15 protein-coding genes are annotated in these 17,667 nt (G+C 58.6%); 7 read left to right on the top strand and 8 right to left on the bottom strand.

All coding sequences use genetic code 11. From position 1 onward, the window contains the following. Positions 1-50 precede the first annotated feature (50 nt). On the top strand, positions 51-311 hold the full coding sequence (locus ACN0XM_RS05150; RefSeq protein WP_417565848.1) for a DUF2798 domain-containing protein: 261 nt from the start codon (positions 51-53) through the stop codon (positions 309-311). A gap of 134 nt (positions 312-445) precedes the next feature. Continuing rightward, positions 446-1,858 (top strand): DUF4397 domain-containing protein, encoded by a 1,413-nt coding sequence (locus tag ACN0XM_RS05145; protein ID WP_417565847.1) that lies wholly within the window; start codon positions 446-448, stop codon positions 1,856-1,858. Positions 1,859-1,907: 49 nt separating this feature from the next. On the opposite strand, the gene dacB is transcribed toward ACN0XM_RS05145, so the two are convergent. Continuing rightward, the gene (gene dacB / locus ACN0XM_RS05140; RefSeq protein WP_417565846.1) at positions 1,908-3,383 is read right to left on the bottom strand and encodes a D-alanyl-D-alanine carboxypeptidase/D-alanyl-D-alanine-endopeptidase; all 1,476 of its coding nucleotides are present in this window, start codon (positions 3,381-3,383) and stop codon (positions 1,908-1,910) included. Positions 3,384-3,739: 356 nt separating this feature from the next. Between dacB and ACN0XM_RS05135 the strand changes: the two genes are divergently transcribed. The 3 genes from ACN0XM_RS05135 to ACN0XM_RS05125 all read left to right on the top strand — a co-directional run bounded on the left by ACN0XM_RS05135 (position 3,740) and on the right by ACN0XM_RS05125 (position 6,314). Continuing rightward, positions 3,740-4,510: a glutathione S-transferase N-terminal domain-containing protein gene (locus ACN0XM_RS05135; RefSeq protein ID WP_417565845.1), complete on the top strand. Its 771-nt coding sequence runs from the start codon at positions 3,740-3,742 to the stop codon at positions 4,508-4,510. A 194-nt stretch (positions 4,511-4,704) separates the two neighbouring features. Next, positions 4,705-5,640, top strand: coding sequence for an aldo/keto reductase (locus ACN0XM_RS05130; RefSeq protein ID WP_417565844.1), 936 nt, complete (start codon positions 4,705-4,707; stop codon positions 5,638-5,640). Further along, positions 5,637-6,314: a DUF6064 family protein gene (locus ACN0XM_RS05125; RefSeq protein ID WP_417565842.1), complete on the top strand. Its 678-nt coding sequence runs from the start codon at positions 5,637-5,639 to the stop codon at positions 6,312-6,314. Before ACN0XM_RS05130 ends, ACN0XM_RS05125 begins: the two co-directional genes overlap by 4 nt. Here ACN0XM_RS05125 and dkgB read toward each other — a convergent pair. Beyond that, positions 6,283-7,092: a 2,5-didehydrogluconate reductase DkgB gene (gene dkgB, locus ACN0XM_RS05120; RefSeq protein ID WP_417565841.1), complete on the bottom strand. Its 810-nt coding sequence runs from the start codon at positions 7,090-7,092 to the stop codon at positions 6,283-6,285. The genes ACN0XM_RS05125 and dkgB overlap by 32 nt on opposite strands. Positions 7,093-7,231: 139 nt before the next feature. On the opposite strand from dkgB, the gene ACN0XM_RS05115 reads away from it, so the two are divergent. Then, positions 7,232-7,645: a GFA family protein gene (locus ACN0XM_RS05115; RefSeq protein WP_417565840.1), complete on the top strand. Its 414-nt coding sequence runs from the start codon at positions 7,232-7,234 to the stop codon at positions 7,643-7,645. On the opposite strand, the gene ACN0XM_RS05110 is transcribed toward ACN0XM_RS05115, so the two are convergent. After that, a complete protein-coding gene (locus ACN0XM_RS05110) occupies positions 7,639-8,760 on the bottom strand; it encodes a PQQ-dependent sugar dehydrogenase (protein ID WP_417565839.1) in 1,122 nt (373 codons plus the stop codon). The genes ACN0XM_RS05115 and ACN0XM_RS05110 overlap by 7 nt on opposite strands. A 182-nt stretch (positions 8,761-8,942) precedes the next feature. Here ACN0XM_RS05110 and ACN0XM_RS05105 point away from each other — a divergent pair, with 182 nt between their 5' ends. Next, the gene (locus ACN0XM_RS05105) at positions 8,943-11,120 is read left to right on the top strand and encodes a TonB-dependent siderophore receptor (RefSeq protein ID WP_417565838.1); all 2,178 of its coding nucleotides are present in this window, start codon (positions 8,943-8,945) and stop codon (positions 11,118-11,120) included. 94 nt (positions 11,121-11,214) lie between these two features. Here the strand turns inward: ACN0XM_RS05105 and ACN0XM_RS05100 are convergent, their stop codons facing one another. The 5 genes from ACN0XM_RS05100 to ACN0XM_RS05080 all read right to left on the bottom strand — a co-directional run bounded on the left by ACN0XM_RS05100 (position 11,215) and on the right by ACN0XM_RS05080 (position 17,654). After that, the gene (locus tag ACN0XM_RS05100) at positions 11,215-12,075 is read right to left on the bottom strand and encodes a (2Fe-2S)-binding protein (RefSeq protein ID WP_417565837.1); all 861 of its coding nucleotides are present in this window, start codon (positions 12,073-12,075) and stop codon (positions 11,215-11,217) included. Beyond that, positions 12,062-14,092 (bottom strand): Fe(3+)-hydroxamate ABC transporter permease FhuB, encoded by a 2,031-nt coding sequence (gene fhuB / locus ACN0XM_RS05095; protein WP_417565836.1) that lies wholly within the window; start codon positions 14,090-14,092, stop codon positions 12,062-12,064. Before fhuB ends, ACN0XM_RS05100 begins: the two co-directional genes overlap by 14 nt. Next, entirely contained in the window at positions 14,082-15,017 is a 936-nt protein-coding gene (locus ACN0XM_RS05090) for an ABC transporter substrate-binding protein (RefSeq protein ID WP_417565835.1), read from the bottom strand. The genes fhuB and ACN0XM_RS05090 overlap by 11 nt, the downstream gene beginning before the upstream one ends. Next, positions 15,007-15,780, bottom strand: coding sequence for an ABC transporter ATP-binding protein (locus tag ACN0XM_RS05085; protein ID WP_417565834.1), 774 nt, complete (start codon positions 15,778-15,780; stop codon positions 15,007-15,009). Before ACN0XM_RS05085 ends, ACN0XM_RS05090 begins: the two co-directional genes overlap by 11 nt. An 83-nt stretch (positions 15,781-15,863) precedes the next feature. Continuing rightward, positions 15,864-17,654 carry an ABC transporter ATP-binding protein gene (locus ACN0XM_RS05080; protein WP_417565833.1) on the bottom strand — a complete coding sequence of 597 codons (1,791 nt, stop codon included), beginning with the start codon at positions 17,652-17,654 and terminating at the stop codon, positions 15,864-15,866. Between the last annotated feature and the right edge of the window lie 13 nt (positions 17,655-17,667).

The raw sequence follows: 17,667 nt of genomic DNA, 5'->3' as shown, positions 1-17,667 counted from the left end.
AGCATTCAGATGCAATCACCCCGGCACCGATCAGCCCACCAGGAGAGGCCATGAGCAGAATAAAGCTTTCACGTATACGCCAGCTGATATTCGGCTTTTACATGTCCGGCATTATGTCCCTGCTGATGTCCGGTGTGATCACCTTCATTAACACAGGTCTGGCCGGCGGATTTATTTATCGGTGGATGGCGGCTTTTGTGGTTGCCTGGGCGGTTGCTTTCCCATTGGTAACCTTTATTGCGCCGCTGGCGGGAAAGATGACTGCATTCACCATCCGCCGGCTTGATAAAGAAAGTACATCTGCCAACTGAATTGTCAAATATTGTAAATCCGATTTTTCTGTCACCTCGTAAATTGCAATGACGCATAATTCAAGGACTGAATTTGTGCAGGTTCGAACCACTCAACCCTGGTAATCAACCTCTGCAAGTGGGGAACGGAAACAATGAAAACGAACTTTGCTCTACCAATGGTTGTGGCGGGCAGCGTCTTGCTCGCGGGATGTTTCGACGGATCGGATTCTTCGCCGAGCACCGATGTTCGAATTGTGCACGCCTCTTCTGACGCACCAGCGGTGAATGTTCGCCTGAATGGGGACATTGTCGTCTCAGGCGCGGACTACAAGCAGGCGGCCGTGCTCAAACCCGATGCCGGTGTTGCGTCAATTGCTGTCGACGGACTGTTGCCAGGCGGCGGAACCGCCACGGTAATCGAAGCGGATGGCGTGTCTCTTCGCTTCGATACCAAGTATGACGTGATTGCGGTTGGCAAGGTTGGCGACTCAACGATTGAGCCTCTGATATTGACCGACGATGGCGCCCGGGATGACGCGAACAGTGCGCGTCTCAGAGTTGCCCACCTATCCCCCGGGGCGGAAGCTGCCGCCGATGGTCCGGTAGATGTTTACGTCACCGCATTTGGCGATCCTCTGCCTGCCGAGGCCACCTTCAGCTTCTCCTTCAAGGAGAGTGTCGGGCCACTGGAAGTTCCGGCAGCTGACAACTATCAAATACGGGTTACACCCACCGGGTCGGAGACTGTTGTGTATGACAGTGGTCAGATTGCCCTTCCTGCGGGAGCGGATCTTCTGGTGGCAGCCGTCGACAATACCGTTTACGGCAACTCGCCTGTGAGTCTTTTGGTTCTCAGTGGAGCTCAGGTCACAGAGGTTCTTGATGCCGGAACAGGTGCCGGTATCCGGGCTGTTCACAACTCTGGGGATGCGGGCCTTGTCGACTTATACGTGAATGGCGCGCCCGGTGTCGATCCTGCTGCGGTCCAGGATCTGGAATTCACCCAGACTGTCCCTGCCGATCCTGTCACTGGCGGTTATGTAGGTCTCGATACCGGTGAGAATCAAATCGTTGTTACTGTTGCAAATGGAACTGAAGCGGCTATTGACGCGACACTGGATCTGGCCCTGGGCGATATTTTGACGGTAGTGGCTGCCGGGACTGTGGCTGATAGCAGTTTGCAGGCACTTGCTTTCCCAGACGACAACCGAAGGGTTGCAACGGCAGCAAAGCTCCGCGTGATCCACGGCGCATTTGAGGCTCAGGTGGTGGATGTCTATCTCCTGCCGACTGCCGAGGGTGGTCCGGGTGCGACTCAGATTAATAATAGTGCGCCGGCGCTGGATGACTTCGAATTCGGTGAGTCGTCCGGATACTTACAGGTTTCGGAAGGGGAGTATGTGGTCTTTATTACAACAACTGACGGCAGTGAATTGTTGAAAACCGGCAACATCACCTTGACTGCCGGCGGTATATACACCGTCGTTGCGCGACTGGCAGTTCCGGGTGAAGTGGGCAACATTGCTGGACTGACGTTACTGGATGACTTCGTTTCGGTGCAGTAAGTTAGAGGCTCTCAATGTTGGTGAACGCCCCGGTTATGCCGGGGCTTTTTCATTGAATCGACGTCTCGGAAGAACCGGATTGGGCCTGCGAAATCGCTGTGCCTGTCGGAGGCCTGAAATGCAGTGAATACAGAATCCGGTCCAGGACTGCCTGGCCATTCCACGCAGGATCGTTATTGACCATTCCCACCACCGCCCAGGTTGTATTGTTAGCATCGCGAGTAAAGCCGGCGATCGATCTTACATTCTCCAGGTAGCCGGTTTTGATGCGGCCTTCGCCATCCATACCGGTATTGCGGAGGCGGCGGGCCATGGTTCCGTCCATGGCGATGATGGGCATTGAGGCCATCAGGTCTGCCGAGTAGGCGCTATTCCAGGCGTGCTGCAATATCTGTGTGCCCTGACGGGCAGAAATCCTGCCATGGCGGGTAAGCCCGGCGCCGTTATCGATCACCATGCCGGCGGTGTTGATGCCTTTGTCTTCCAGCCATTCATAGATCACCCGAATGCCGGCTACCCGATCATCGTTTTCGTTTTCCAGTCGGTTTTCGGCACCAATGGTGAGCAACAGCTGTCGGGCCATGACGTTGCTGCTCCATTTATTGATGTCTCGTACCATGGACACCAGATCCGGCGACGTGGTTTTCATGACCAGCCTCGCATCATCCGGGGTAACGCCATTGAGGTCGTTGCCGGAAATATCCACGCCCATGTCTGTCAGAAGTGAGCGGATTAACGATGCAGTGTACTGTTCATGGGGTAACAGGGACATGTATGTCGTGGTGCGGCAGCCCTGGGGCAATTCGCCGGTTACCCGCACCGTGACCCGCTGGTCATCATGAAAAATAGGCTGCCACTCAAAACTGCGACGGGAGGGGCATGGTCCTTCCGCCGTTGCAACGACGCGGTTGTCGATCACTATCTCGCCCAGGGACGGGGTACTCCAGGCCTGGGTGCCCCGTTCATCTGCTCGCACCTGAAGGTGCACCAGATTCAGGTTGGTCAGGTAAGCGGAAGGCTCAACGAGGAAGGGGGCATGGGGATTGTCACCGTTGTCTTCGAAGCTCGGGAAACCACCATCCACTTCAAAATAGCTGCCATCCAGTACCAGGTTCCCTTCGATTCTGGTAATGCCCATGCTCCGCAAATCCCTCAGGGTCGTCCAGAGGCGCTCAATGGTGAGCTTGGGGTCGCCGCCGAAGCGGACATAGAGATTGCCTGTCAGGGTATCGCCGATCATGGCCCCGTCGGTCAGAAAATCGGTGTCCCAGCGATGGTTGGGACCGAGGACTTCCAGCGCCGCAAAGGTTGTAACCAGCTTCATGATGGAACCGGGACTCATGAGCGTATCGGCATTGATATACTGGTTAATGCCGGGGCCATTCAGGGGGATGGCGGCCATGCTCATGGCGTTCTCGTTGTGGAGCGATTCCTGAGCGTAATCTCTGAGTTGATTGCTCCATAGCGGGTTCCCGGGGAACCCCTTTCCTTCGGTCTCGGCGGTTGCAGCGAGAGGAGATGCCATCAGGGCACAAGCAGCCAGTGATGCCAGCGCGGAACGTCTGAATTCAGGCCACATTTTTTCTTCTCTGCCAGAGAGTCGCATTCCCGAAATTACCATCGTCGCAGTCCAATGAGTTCTTATGAATAGACAATAGCCCATCCTGGTCGGTTGTACTATGCAGAGAAGCTCTACATGACGTTAAAAAATGGCAGTAGTGTCGTTGTTTGTATTGAATTTTTGTGACTAGATGTAAGTGCGCTTGTGAATCATGGGGTTAGGTGGACAAAAATTAACAATGTCAGGCGGGCCACCCGGGAGCCAATGGAAAATCCTCAGATTGCGTGATAATGGCGTGGTCTCCAACAGAAGGTTTGTTTATGTCGAATTTGCTGTCTCATAACGCTCACGTGCTGGGTTCGGTCACCACTTCGTCGTTGACGGCGTGGCGCGGCTGTCTGATGGTGAAAAAGGTACCTCAGCCGGAAAAGCCGATTGTGCTCTACGATATGGAGGGCTGTCCCTATTGCCGCCGGGTGCGTGAAGCCCTGACTGCCCTGAATCTGGATGTTGAAATCCGCCCCTGTCCGAAAGGCGGTTCGGTGTTTCGGGCGCAGGCGGAGGCTCTGGGTGGCAAGCAGCAGTTCCCGTTACTGGCGGACCAGAACACGGGGACAATGATGTATGAGTCCGAGGAAATTATTGAGTATCTATTCCGCCAGTATGCCGGGCGGTCGGTGCCCAAATATTACCGTGGCCGGGTCTGGCAGCCGGTTCTGGGTTCGGTAGCCTCGGTGGTCAGTGCCATGAGGGGGCTGAGAGTCAGCCCCGGGCAGCGGCCGGACCAGCCTTTGCACCTGTGGAGTTTTGAGGGCAGCCCGTTTTCCCGTTTGGTGCGGGAGCGGCTGTGTGAGCTGGAGATTCCGTACACGCTGCATAATTTGGCCAAGGAGCACTGGTCGGAGATCGGGCCGGCGAAGCAACGGATCAAGCCCGGGCCTTATACGCCGATCCCCGGTGGCAAGCGGGATACGTTTTTTCAGGCGCACAAGCGGGTTCAGGTGCCTTATCTGGAGGATCCCAATACCGGCGAGGGACTCTTCGAGTCTTCCCTCATTCTGAAATATCTCGATAGTCATTACGGGAACTGACTTGACCGTAAGACTGTCAGCCTTGGAGTAGCCGCGCGGGTGGGTCATCCCTTTGCCAGACACGCCGTAAATACTTCCATGTAGGCTCGGTCGGGCCGTCCCTGGCCCTCCACGGTCTGTCAAAGGGATGACCCACCCGCGCTTTTCGGCCTCGTGCTATTCACACTGAAATTTATGACAGTGGGGCAGCAAATATGGCGAACTATGTGAGTCGTAGACGATTTCTTGTCAGTTCCGGGGTGTTGGGGCTGGCACTAACAGCACCTCGGTTGTTTGCAGGCAGTACCGCCAATCCCTCCTCCTTACCCATCACGCGCCGGATTCCCGGCACGGGCGAAGCCATTCCGGCGATCGGGATGGGAACCTGGATTACTTTCAATGTGGGCGGCGATGCAAAGTTGATTGAGCAGCGCACCGAGGTTCTGAGGACGTTTTTCGAGCTGGGGGGAACCGTGGTGGATGGCTCGCCGATGTATGGTTCAGCGTCGGATGTGGTTGGCGAGGCGCTTGAGGCTCTTGATGCCCATAACAAGGTGTTTGCGGCGACCAAGATCTGGACCGGGGATGAGTCGGAGACCCGGGAGCAGGCGGAGCAGTCTCGCCGGCGCTGGGGCGTTGAGCGGTTTGATCTGCTTCAGATCCATAACCTGCTGGGTTGGCAGGGACATCTTGAGACACTGAAGGCGATGAAGGCGAATGGGGAGGTTCGGTATATCGGGATTACCACGTCCCACGGTCGCAGACACCGTGAATTTGAGCAGATTATGGAGAGCGAACCGCTGGATTTTGTGCAGCTGACTTATAACGTGCTGGACCGTGACGTCGAGGATCGACTGTTGCCCCTGGCCCGGGAGCGGGGGGTTGCGGTGATTGTGAACCGACCATTCCAGGGAGGTTCGCTGTTTCGGCGCATTCAGTCGGAGCCGCTGCCGGGCTGGGTCGGTGAGGCTGGCGTTGCTAATTGGGCAGAGTTTTTCCTCAAGTACGTTATTTCTCACCCGGCGGTGACCTGTGCGATTCCGGCAACAACCAAAGTAGAACACATGAAGGAAAACATGGGAGCGCTCTATGGGGTGTTGCCGAATCCCGAGCAGCGTCAGCGGATGACGGACTATGTGAGGTCCCTGTGAGTGGCGCCGATTGGCTGAGCTACTCGCTGCAGGACTTTGTGATGTTCGGGCCGCAGGCGTTTCTGCGGCTTTTCGTAAGGATCAATCAGGATATCTGGCCCTGGCAGTTGCTGGCCGTGCTGGCCGCCATTGCGGTACCGGCAATGCTTCCGAAGCAGGATGGTAGGTCCAGACACCTGGCTCTCGGGCTGGTGTCAGCGGCCTGGATATTCAGTGGTTACGGGTTTCTGGTGGGTTACTTCGGGCCCATTAACTGGCCAGCCGCCTGGTTTGGCTGGGCGTTTGTGGCTCAGGGTGGTTTGTTGGCGGCGGCAGCGCTCTTTGGCGGTGTCCATGAGCGGAGACTGCGGAACGGGCCGTTGGTTTTATGCTGGTTGATGGCAGTGTGCGGATTACCCTGGTTGCCAGTGGCGGAGGCCGGCAGCTGGCAGGCCATTGCGCTCTTCGGTGTGGCGCCGGGCACGACAGCAGCGGCTGGCGCCCTGGCCATCGCCTTGATGACAGGCTTCTGGCGCGGACTCTATCTGATAGTGCCGCTGCTGTGGAGCCTGTTCAGCGCGGCCATATTCTGGGCGCTGCAAACCTGGTGGTTGCTGTTATTCCCAATGGCCACGCTGATGGGCATCGGCGTCGCGTTCTGGTTCAGTCCCAGACAGGGGCGAAGCCCGGGTTAGCAATCCGTTCGTTGCGGTCTAGCGCGTCAATGGCGCGAATCTCATCTTCATTCAGCTGGATGTCCAGTGCGTCAAGGTTGGCCTTCTGATGAGCTGGGCGGGTGGATGAGGGGATGGGCACAACGCCTCGAGAGGCAACCCAGGCGATCGCGACCTGAGCCGGTGTCAGGTTTCGTTCGCCGGCAATGCGTTGCAGGGTTTCGTCTTCCATAACCTTGCCCACGGCCAGCGGCATATAGCCGGTCACGGTTATGCCGAGCTTCTGCGCATGCTCCACAACCTTGCGATTGGCCAGGAAGGGGTGGACCTCGACCTGGTTGGTGAAGATGGGTGTGTCGCCCAGAATCTCTTTCGCCTCATCCATCTGGGCGCAGGTGAAGTTGGAAATGCCGATATGTTCTGCCAGGCCTTCCCGCTGGGCATCCCTGAGGGCGCTAAGGTATTCCTTCATGGGCACTTCATCGCCGGGTGATGGCCAGTGAATAAGCGCCAGGTCGACATGGTCGGTTTTCAAACGCGCGAGACTGTCGTGCAGGCTGTTGATCAGATCGCTCGCGTGCAGTTGGTCATGCCAGATCTTGGTAGTGACAAAAATCTCGCGTCGCGGAATGCCGCTGGAGGTGATGCCATCGCCAACTTCCGCTTCGTTTCCGTACATCTGGGCGGTGTCAATGTGGCGGTAGCCCAGGGACAGGGCACTCTTGACGGCATCCCGGGCATCATTGCCCTTGAGCCGGAAAGTTCCCATGCCGATTTTCGGAAGTGCGCTGAATGACATACTGTCCTCCTTTGCGAATCGTGTGTTTTTAAGGTGGTGCCGGCACTCTGGTTCTTCAAGTAGCTCCCGGGTATCATCGGCGCTTGATTACTCTCAATCATCCCCGACTATTCTGAACCGCAACCCTGAGGGACCGACCATGTATACTGGCCACTGCCTGTGTGGCGACATCCGATTTGAATACGATGGAACTCTCGGTCCAGTTGCCCTGTGCCACTGCAGCCAGTGCATGCGGGCCCATGGCAGTGCTTTCTCGGCCAGTGCGCCGGTACAGAAGGTGCGGTTCCGTTTCATGTCAGGCGAAGACAAAATTACCGAGTTTGAATCTCGCCCCGGAAAGTACCGGGGCTTCTGCAGCCGCTGCGGCAGTCAGCTCTATAGCCGTGTGGATGCCATTCCCGGGATTCTCCGCCTGCGGGTCGGTTGGATCAACGAGCCCCTGGGCAGGGGGCCGGCCCACCACGTTTTCGTGGGCTCAAAGTCCGACTGGTTCGAGATTACCGACGAGCTGCCACAGTTCGACAAAACCGAGCGAACCAACGACCCTCACTGAACCGGAACCATTCGGTAGACGTTGCCCCGCGGCGAATCCGTGAGCAGCCAGAGGGCCCCGTCCGGGCCCATGCGTACATCGCGGATTCGCTCCCCCAGTTCGGTCAGAAGATCCTCTTCCCCGGACACTTTGCCGCCTTCGAGTTCGAGACGAACCAGCTTACGCATCTTGAGTGCGCCCACAAAAAGATCGCCTTGCCATTGCGGGAACAGATCGCCGGTATAGAAGGCTATGCCAGAGGGGGCGATGGACGGATCCCAATAGTGCAGAGGCTGAGCCATACCTTCCTTTTTGGTGTCCAGGGTGATGGGCAGGCCGGAGTAATCAATGCCATAGGTAATCTCGGGCCAGCCGTAATTGGTTCCCGCCCGGATGATATTGATCTCATCGCCACCCCGGGGACCGTGTTCATGGCTCCAGATCTCGCCGGTCTCCGGGTGGATGGTCATACCCTGGATGTTCCGGTTGCCGAAAGTGAAAAAGGTGTCGTTGCGCCTGCGGTCATCAAGGAACGGATTGCCGGGGGCCGGTCGGCCGTCCGTGGTAATCCGGTGCACGCCGCCGGCATCATCTTCGGTATCCTGAGCGCGGTCCATCTCGCCCCGGTCACCCACAGCTACGTACAGGTTGCCTTCCCGATCAAATTCCATGCGCCCGGCAAAGTGCCGGCTGGCGCCAGAGCGGGGCAGGGCCTCGAAAATCACATCAACGCCAGTTAGTTGGTTTCCATCAAAAACCGCCCGGGCAACCCGGGTGGTCATACCCTTCTGGTTTCGGTGGGCATAGCTCAGAAACAGGGTCTGATTGTTTTTGAAGTCGGGGTGCAGGACCACATCCAGCAAACCACCCTGGCCGGAGACAACGAGCTCAGGGAGGCCGCCGACCGGCGTGTCGACCAGTTGGCCATTGCGGATAACTCTCAACCGTCCAGCCCGCTCGGTAACCAGGCTGGTTCCATCCGGCAGAAAGGCGAGACTCCAGGGGTGCTCAAGTCCCTGTGCCACGGTTTCCAGCCTGAAATCCGCCTGTTCAGAGGAAAAAGCCTGACTTGCTATGCCGACGGTAGACGTCAGCAGCAGGCCGCTTGCGAGAATCAGATGCTTGCAGATAGGCATGGAAACCTCCGTTTTGCCGGCGCCAATCAATGAACGGTTGATGATTGAGAATAGCAGTGTGGATATATAGGGAGGCAAAAACTTTCCGGATCATTGCTTTATGTATTCCAAATCACAATCATTCGCATTAAGATGTTCGGGTAATACTTCAATGCTGTATCAAACCCAGAACGGAGAAGAAGATGTCCCGAATTCCGGAACCCCTGTTCCGCCGAAAGGCGCTGTGTACTGCAATTCTGTTCGCGGTCCTGCCCGCCGTGGCACCGGCGCAGGACGCCGGGCCCACCACCCTGGAAGTGCTGGATGTGTCTGCCGAACGCGGCCCGGTCCCATCTGAGTCCACCGGCAGTTACACCAGTGGCGCAACCACGACCTCCATGAAGTTGGAACTTGGCCACCGGGAAACGCCACAGGCGGTCACGGTTGTCACCCGAAAGCAGATGGACGATTTTGCCCAGAATGATATTAACGACGTTCTGGAAGGCACCACTGGTGTTACCGTGGAATCCGTTGAGACGGATCGCACCTATTACACCTCCCGCGGCTTCGACATCAACAACTTCCAGTATGACGGCGTCGGCCTGCCGGCGGTGTATGACAACGTTCAGGGTGAACTGGATACTGCGTTCTTCGACAGGGTTGAGGTGGTGCGCGGTGCCAATGGCCTCATGGCCGGTTCCGGTAACCCATCGGCAACCGTCAACTTCATCCGTAAGCGTCCGACGGCGGAAACCAGTGCTTCAGTTGCCTTGACCGGTGGGTCCTGGGACAAGAAACGCATTGTCGGGGATGTGACCGGCGCGGTTTCAGAGTCCGGCGCGATTCGCGGCCGGGTAGTGGCCGGTTACGAGGACAAAAACTCGTACCTGGACCGCTACAGCAACGAAAAGCAGATGTTCTACGGGGTGCTTGAAGCTGATCTGACGGACACGACCCTGCTGACTCTGGGCCACTCCATCCAGACCTCGGATACCGACAGCCCATTGTGGGGTGCTTTACCCCTGTTCTATACCGATGGCACCGCAACCGATTTTGCCCGGTCGACGAGTACCGCTTCGGACTGGTCCTACTGGGACAACACCCAGCTCAACAGTTTTGTAGAACTGCAACAGGAGCTGGCGGGCGGCTGGCGGGCCAAGGGCTCTGTTTTGCGGTTGGAAAAAGACAGCAACTCAGAGCTATTCTACCAGTATGGCACCCCGGATCCGCAGACGGGGAACGGTCTGCTGGCCTACCCGAGCCAGTATGATCTGAATGTCGAGCAGTGGCTGGCAGATGTCTACGCAACCGGTCCCTTCAATCTGGCCAACCGAACCCATGAACTGGTATTGGGAGCCACATGGTCGCGTTCCGAGACCGTGGATGAGTCCCGCTATGGCCAGGGTATTGGCGACCCACTGCCGCCCCTGAACGAATGGGATGGCAATTACCCCCGACCAACCTTCGACAATGGCGTTGCAGGATCAGACTGGACTGATCGTGAAACCGCGACTTATGCCGCTGCCCGCTGGTCCCTGACCGACAGCCTGACAGCCATTACCGGTGTCCGGCTCACCTGGCTGGACAGCGAAGGCATCAGCTACGGAGCGACGAAAAATACCCGTTACCACGCGGTGGAAACGCCCTATGCCGGGCTGATTTACGACCTCAACAGGGATCACTCCGTATACGCCAGTTATACCGAGATCTTCACCCCGCAAACCGAGGTGGATATCAACCGGGACCGCCTGGCCCCGATCGACGGGGTTAATTACGAGCTGGGGCTGAAAAGTGAATTTCTGGATGACCGGGTGAATACCACCGTGGCCCTGTTCCGGACCGAGCAGCAGAACGTAGCCGAGGTGGCCGGAACCTTCTCGGGCACCCAGGACGCCTACTACCGCGGTATGGACGGGGTTCAAAGCGAGGGTGTTGAGCTGGAGTTTGTTGGTGACGTAACCGACCGCATCCAGCTGTTTGCCGGCTACACCTACGTGAACATTGAAGACGCGGATGGTGACTCCGCGAAATCCTTTGTACCGGAGCATCTGGCCCAGTTGAGAGGAACCTGGAAGGTGCCGGGTGTCGACGGCCTTGAGGTTGGCAGTGAGATTCGCTGGCAGTCGTCCATTACTCAGGAGCAGGGCGTTGCCACAACCGGACCCAATGCCGGGGCTACGATTATCACTGAACAGGAAAGCTATGCGGTGGTCGATCTGATGGCCAGCTACGATTTTGCTCGTAACTGGAATGCCACCCTGAACGTGAACAATGTGACCGACGAAAAATACATCGAGAGCCTCAAGAAGTTTGGCACTTCCGCCCAGGGCTTCTATGGTGATCCGGCCAACGCCAGCCTGAGGGTTTCCTGGGCTTACTGACCGGGAGGGTGAGGGCGGGAAATAGCCCCGTCCTCTTTGTTCAGGATATATGGGGAAAAACGGAATGACACCCGAACAGGAAATGATTGAAGGATTAAAACTGGCCGCTGGCGCCGGTGCGTTTATTGGCCTGGTTGCCATTGGTCTGGCCCTGGGCTCCGCCTTGGGTACCTGAATGTTGCTCGAGAGCCGCAAAACGTTCCTTTCGATAAATGCCACAGGTACCGCAATAACCACCCTCGGGCAGCAGATATTTCAGGCAGCACCCCTTTCGTTGGGGAATCGCGGTCATCTTTTCACCGAACACCGCCGGAATCCAGTCAATGAACTGGTTGGCGTCGTTGCCAAATTCTTCAAGCCAACGCTGAGCCAGATCGCAAAGCGCTTCCGGCTCAGCCAGGTTCCACACGGCCGAAAATGGCGCCCCAAGCCCCAGCCCAATGCTGCTCCAGTAAGCTCCGGGGCTGACCCCGAGTCCTTTCCGAAAAACCGGATACCAGTCTGAAGCCAGACGGCCCAGTGACCGGATAAACGTGGGTTCATCGACCGAGTCCCAGTTCGCTAAATGGAACCACCGGGATGCGGCCTGCACCCCTTGCTCAACGGGTGCGAGGAATATGCGGCCAGGATCAGGCAGGGGAGACCGGCCGTCCCGGAACAGGCGCAAGGTGAGAGGGCCAATGACGCTTAACGCCAGATCCTGCTGAAGCACGGAAAGCTGTGCCCTGATGGCTCTGGCATCGGAAACGTGCGGGTGATCCCTGGCCACCTGATCGCTCAGCAATGCCGGCTGCTCCAGGCACTGTGCCAGAGAAAAGAGTGCCCGGCGCTCACCGGGAGCAGGCTGAAGTGCCTGACCAAAAACGGATTTAGTGTCCAGCCCGGATGCCTGTAGCAGACGGGCGTAGCGTTCAGACCAGACGCCCGGGATTCCAGCTCCTTCAGGCCCGGCCATGGCGACTCAGCCCCCAGAGAAAATACACACCACCCACGAGCGCCGCCAGCAGGCCTGCCGGTAGTTGGTTGGGATAGACCACAATCCGGGACAGATAGTCGGCCACGCCGAGCAGCAAGCCGCCGGCAAGTGCCGCAACAATCAGTTGCCGGCCCACCGTCTGCTGGCCCAGCACTCGTGCCAGGTGGGGGGCAATCAGGCCGACAAAGCTCAACGGTCCGATAACTGCGGTTGCCGAGGCTGTTAACAACGCAGCCAGCAGCAACAGGACAAGGCGCATCTTTGCCACCGGCAACCCCAGAGCACTGGCCGAGGTTTCTCCGAGGGGAAGAATGGTCAGAGGGCGGACAATCAGCAGCAGGGTAGCGGAGATCAAAAGGATCAGCGCCAGAAGTACCAGGGCCTCATTCTCCGACACCAGCCAGGTTGAGCCGTACATCCAGTTGAGCAGTTGCGAGGCGACGGTGCCGCCGGAAGCCATTACCAGGCGCAGGCCGGCGTCCATGAATACGTACAGAGCCAGTCCGCCAAGTAACAGCTGGTTGCCCGCAAAATGGTGTTTTCGCGCCAGCAGGATCAGTAAACCAAGTGCCGCCGCAGCGCCCAGGGTGGCGCCACCCAGTTGCCCAGCCCGGCCAACTTCGGCGCCAGACAGGACAATCAGCACCATTACGACTGCCGCTCCGCCGCTGATGCCTAGCATTTCCGGGCTGGCCATGGCATTGCCTGTCATCCGCTGGATGAGTGTTCCGGCCAGGCCGAGAGCTGCGCCAGCGAGGATGGCCGCCAGCAACCTCGGGCCGCGCCATACCCACACCTCATGCCATTGTGAAAATGCTGTCCAGCTCCAGCCCTCGAGGCCTGGGGACCAGCTCATGGAAATGACCGTGGTAATGATCAGGAGTATGGCCACGGAACCAGCCACTATCATCACCGGGCGTCGCCTGCGCAGGAATCCGGCCGGACCGGCATCCTGCCCGGGCATATGATGACTGTTTTTGAGACTTTGCAGTGACAGCAGGATAATAGGGCCACCGATCAGCGCGGTCGTGGTGCCGGTGGGTACCAGGGAGCCGTCGCCCCAGGTGGATGCCCAGTGCGCCAGGGTATCGGCCAGCAGCAGCAGGCCTCCGCCGAGGAGGCTGCTCCAGAGCAGCCGGGCGACAAGGGTTCGGGCGCCGAGCAGTCGAGCCAGCACGGGTGCAGCCAGGCCAACGAAGGCCACTACACCAACTCGGCTGACCACCGTGGCGGTCATCAGTACCACTAGCAGCAGTGCCAGCAGGCGAACCGTTCCCACTTTGGCGCCGAGTGAGCTTGCCGAGGTCTGCCCCAGTTGCAGCACCTGCAGGGGACGCATCAACAGCAACATCAGTACGGTAAGCACCAGAACCCGGGGCCAGAGCTCCCTGAATGGCGCCCAGTTATTCTGAACCAGAGACCCGGCGCCCCAGATAAACAGGTTGCCCAGCCATTCGCCCTTGAGGAGCAGAAACGCCATGTTCACGGCGCCGAGGAAAAAAGTGATCACCAGGCCGGCAAGAATGACAGTGACCGGGGAAAATCCGAGCCGCCAGGTAAGCGCGATCACCAGCCCGATGGCCAGTAAGCCTCCGGCAACGGCAACCAGATCCGGGCTGAAGGCCAGCAGCCCCGGGAAGAACATGGTAGCGACCGTTATTCCAAACTGGCCACCGGCCTCCACTCCCAATGTCGTTGGAGAGGCCAGGGGGTTGCCCAGAATCTGCTGGGTAACTGCACCGGCAAGAGCAAGCCCGCAGCCAATGAGGATGGCAATGGAAACTCTGGGCGCCCAGCTGTAATGGGCGAGGACGGAGGAGTAATCACTGGCATTGAAGGTCCAGAAAGCCGCGAGCAGTGCTCCGGGGTCCAGCTCGCCAAACCAGGGCGCAGCGCTGGCCAGAAAGGCGCCCATCCAGAGCAATGCCGCCGCGATGGGCAGCCCGGGCGGAAGAGCCGGTTGCCGGGCCGGTACTGCGGCAGATTCAGCGTACATTGTCCGACCCTCCTGCCAGCAGACTGTCGGTCAGCAATGTCGCAAGGCGCTTGATTGGGTAGACACCACCGAACGGCCAGACCGGTTCGATCTGGTAGACCTGCTCGCGTTGGACCGGCGGAAGATAGGTCCAGAACGGACTGCTGGCCAGGGTATCGGCCAGGCCGGGCAGAGTGGGGGATATGACCACAATCCGGCTGTCCTGAAAGGGCGCGATGGCTTCCAGCCCCACCACGGAAAAGCCCCAGTAGTTGCCCGGGTGCGGCCAGGCATTTTCAAGGCCCAAGGCATTCAGGGCATGCTGGAACAGGCCGTTGGGTGCGTAAATACGAACGTGCCGGTCGTCCAGAAAGTTCACCAGTGTTACGGGCCGGTCCGTCAATCCGGCTTCTTCCAGGCGGTGCCGCTGGGTTTTCAGGGTTTGGTTGATGCCGTTGAGAACGGCTTCTGAACGACTCTCGCGGTCCAGTATTTTGCCGAGGGTGGTGAGCATGTCACGGGCTTTCTCGAAAGGCCGGGTGCCTTCCTTGTAGATACTGACCACGTAGGTCGGGGCAATTCTTTTTAGCAAGTCAGCCGCTGGCGCCATTTCGGAACTGGTAACAATCAGGTCTGGCTTGAGTTCGGCGATGGCTTCCAGACTCGGCGCAACCCGGGTGCCAATGTTGGCAACGCCTTCGGGTAGCTCAGGCTCCTTCACCCACACCTTGTAGCCGTCCCGGTCTGCAACGCCAACAGGTGTTACGCCCAACAACAACAGCGCCTCGGTAGCCGCCCAGTTAAGTGTGATCACTCGCTTGGGCGTTTCCTCAAGATTAAGGGTGCCCTGTTCGTGCTGCCAGCTACCCGCACTTGCCAGAACAGGCAGCAGGCCCAGCAGAGCGGCCAGCCCACAGCAGCGCCAGGTAAAGAGCCTAGTGAACATAGGAAACCCACTGCCCCGGAGCTCGTTCCGTCACGCCCATGGGCACGCCGTAAATGGATTCGAGAATGCCGGTATCCATGATTTCCCGAGGGCTGCCATCGGCGACCAGCTGCCCTTCTTTCAGCGCCACCAGGCGGTCGCAGAAACGGGCGGCAAGATCGACATCATGCAACACAACGATCACCGTCAGTGCCCGGTCTTCGGCGAGGTGATGCACCAGCCGGAGAGTTTCCACCTGATGTTTCACATCCAGTGCAGAGATGGGTTCGTCCAGCAGCAGGCAGAGGGTCTGTTGGGCCAGCAACATGGCTATCCAGGCGCGCTGGCGTTCGCCGCCGGAAAGGGAATCTACCGACCGGTGGCGGAATTGGCGAAGTCCCGTGTCGTCAATGGCCTGGTTAATCAGCCGGTGATCGTCTTCGTTATAACGCCCCAGGGGCCCCCGCCAGGGGTATCGCCCCAGCGCAACCAGTTCACGAACCGTCAGGCCATCGGTGCCGGGTGGATTCTGGGGCAGGTAACCAACATTTCGGGCAAACTCCCGGGCGCCGGTATGTTGGAAGGCTCTGCCGAGGAGGTGAATATCACCAGACGAAGGCGTGAGCTGGCGGGCCAGTACTTTCAGAAGTGTGGATTTACCGGAACCATTATGGCCGAGCAGGGCGGTGACCTCGCCCTCGCGAAAACCAAGATTTATGTTGCGAAGAATGGCCGTGCCACCGATGTGCACGCCCAGGTTGGATACGTCGAAGAAGGCAGACATGCAGACTCCCGATAGGCTGAGGGTCTGCAGAGTAATCTAAATACGAATCACTATCAATAAAAAGCGTGATGGCCCGGCACGCTTCAAATCTGCCCGGTCTGGACCCGCCACTGGGCGGCGTAGGCGCCGTCTTCCTGGAGCAGTTCTTTATGGGTACCCCGCTCCACCACTTTGCCTCCTTCGATCACGGCAATGTTGTCGGCATCAACGATGGTGGAAAGGCGGTGAGCAATCATGATCACGGTCCGGTTATGGCCGATCCGTCTCAGGGAGCGCTGAATGGCGGCTTCGGTTTCATTGTCCACTGCACTGGTGGCCTCATCCAGCACCAGGATGGGAGGGTCTTTCAACAGGGCTCTGGCCAATGAAAGGCGCTGGCGCTGGCCGCCGGACAGTCGGACGCCGCGCTCTCCCACCGGCGTTTCCAGCCCCTCCGGCAGGGCTTCGATAAAGGACCAGGCTTCGGCGGTTTTTGCGGCCTCCATGATCTCGGCATCGGAGGCATCCGGCTTGCCGTAGGCCAGGTTCTCGCGAATGCTGCCCTCGAACAGGTAGACATCCTGGCTGACCAGCCCGATGGCACCCCGCAGGGATTTCAGGCTGACATCCCGGATTGGCTGGCCGTCGATCCGGATTTCGCCATGGCTGGGGTCGTAAAACCGCAGTAACAGCTTGATCAGGGTTGACTTTCCCGAGCCGGTCGCGCCTACCAATGCCAGGGTGTTCCCGGCCGGTACCGTCAGGCTGATATCCCGAATGCCGGCGCCGCTGGAGGGATAGTGAAAGCTTACTTTTTCCAGCTCCACGGAGCCTTTCACCGGCGCCTCAAGTTCCTGGCCGGCCTCGTCCCGAACGTGCACGGGCTCGGCCAGCAGGTCCAGGATCCGCCGGGTGCTGGCCATGGCCCGTTCGAACAGGTCGATGACCTCGGCAAGGCCGGTCAGGGGCCAGAGCAGGCGCTGGGTCAGGAATACCAGCACGCCGTAGGCGCCCACATTCAGCGAGCCCTCAAGTGCCATCATGCCACCCACCGTAAAGGTGGCCAGGAAGCCGGCCAGGATCGCCATGCGGATGACCGGAATGAATGCCGAACTGATGCGGATGGCCCGGCGGTTGGCTTCCACATAAGCCTCACTGCTTTCCTTGAGGCGCTTTGCTTCCCGCTGTTCGGCGGTGAAACTCTTGATGGTCGCAATGCCGCCGAGGTTGTTGGCGAGCCGGCTGGAGAGATCTCCCACTTTTTCTCGCACATCGGCGTATAGCGGGCCAGCCTTACGCTGGAAATAAAAGGCGCCCCAAATGATCAGGGGGATCGGTGTGAACGCCAGCAGGGCGATAATTGGAGAAAGCACGAAGAACACGGCGCCGACAGCCACCACGGTCACCACCACCTGGATCATGGCATTGGCGCCACCGTCGAGGAATCGTTCAAGCTGGTTCACGTCGTCGTTCATAGTGGCCACCAACTGACCGGAGCTGCGGGCCTCGAAGAAGCTCATGTCCAGGCGCTGTGCGTGCTCGTAGGCATCCTGCCGCAAGTCCGACTGCAGCCGCTGGGCGAGGTTGCGCCAGAGGATCTGGAACAGGTATTCAAACAGCGATTCGCCGGCCCAGATAAAGAAGGTTAGGACCGCCAGAATGGTGATCTGTTCTTGGGCAGTTTCAAACCCCAAGCCTGCCACAAAGCTCTCTTCCTGGTTTACAACCACGTCGATGGCGACGCCGATGAGGATTTCCGGGGCAATATCGAACAGCTTGTTGATGATGGAGCAAATCGTGGCGGTAATAATCTGCCTGCGATAACCCCGGGCGTACCTCAGCAGACGGGCCAGGGCGGCGAAGCTGCTGGTGGCGTGGTGGCTGTGTGAAGACATTTTTGGCTACTCT

Source organism: Marinobacter sp. (assembly GCF_048269445.1).
Classification (GTDB): Bacteria; Pseudomonadota; Gammaproteobacteria; order Pseudomonadales; family Oleiphilaceae; genus Marinobacter.
This window is presented reverse-complemented; position numbering and strand designations above follow the sequence as displayed.

What these genes read in the sequence shown, in the direction of transcription:
- ACN0XM_RS05145 (WP_417565847.1), top strand. Translation starts at nt 446, where the DNA reads ATGAAAACGAACTTTGCTCTACCAATGGTTGTGGCGGGCAGCGTCTTG.
- ACN0XM_RS05105 (WP_417565838.1), top strand. Translation starts at nt 8,943, where the DNA reads ATGTCCCGAATTCCGGAACCCCTGTTCCGCCGAAAGGCGCTGTGTACT.
- ACN0XM_RS05115 (WP_417565840.1), top strand. Translation starts at nt 7,232, where the DNA reads ATGTATACTGGCCACTGCCTGTGTGGCGACATCCGATTTGAATACGAT.
- ACN0XM_RS05080 (WP_417565833.1), bottom strand. Translation starts at nt 17,654, where the DNA reads ATGTCTTCACACAGCCACCACGCCACCAGCAGCTTCGCCGCCCTGGCC.
- ACN0XM_RS05100 (WP_417565837.1), bottom strand. Translation starts at nt 12,075, where the DNA reads ATGGCCGGGCCTGAAGGAGCTGGAATCCCGGGCGTCTGGTCTGAACGC.
- ACN0XM_RS05135 (WP_417565845.1), top strand. Translation starts at nt 3,740, where the DNA reads ATGTCGAATTTGCTGTCTCATAACGCTCACGTGCTGGGTTCGGTCACC.
- fhuB (WP_417565836.1), bottom strand. Translation starts at nt 14,092, where the DNA reads ATGTACGCTGAATCTGCCGCAGTACCGGCCCGGCAACCGGCTCTTCCG.
- ACN0XM_RS05130 (WP_417565844.1), top strand. Translation starts at nt 4,705, where the DNA reads ATGGCGAACTATGTGAGTCGTAGACGATTTCTTGTCAGTTCCGGGGTG.
- ACN0XM_RS05090 (WP_417565835.1), bottom strand. Translation starts at nt 15,017, where the DNA reads ATGTTCACTAGGCTCTTTACCTGGCGCTGCTGTGGGCTGGCCGCTCTG.
- dacB (WP_417565846.1), bottom strand. Translation starts at nt 3,383, where the DNA reads ATGGCATCTCCTCTCGCTGCAACCGCCGAGACCGAAGGAAAGGGGTTC.
- dkgB (WP_417565841.1), bottom strand. Translation starts at nt 7,092, where the DNA reads ATGTCATTCAGCGCACTTCCGAAAATCGGCATGGGAACTTTCCGGCTC.
- ACN0XM_RS05150 (WP_417565848.1), top strand. Translation starts at nt 51, where the DNA reads ATGAGCAGAATAAAGCTTTCACGTATACGCCAGCTGATATTCGGCTTT.
- ACN0XM_RS05110 (WP_417565839.1), bottom strand. Translation starts at nt 8,760, where the DNA reads ATGCCTATCTGCAAGCATCTGATTCTCGCAAGCGGCCTGCTGCTGACG.
- ACN0XM_RS05085 (WP_417565834.1), bottom strand. Translation starts at nt 15,780, where the DNA reads ATGTCTGCCTTCTTCGACGTATCCAACCTGGGCGTGCACATCGGTGGC.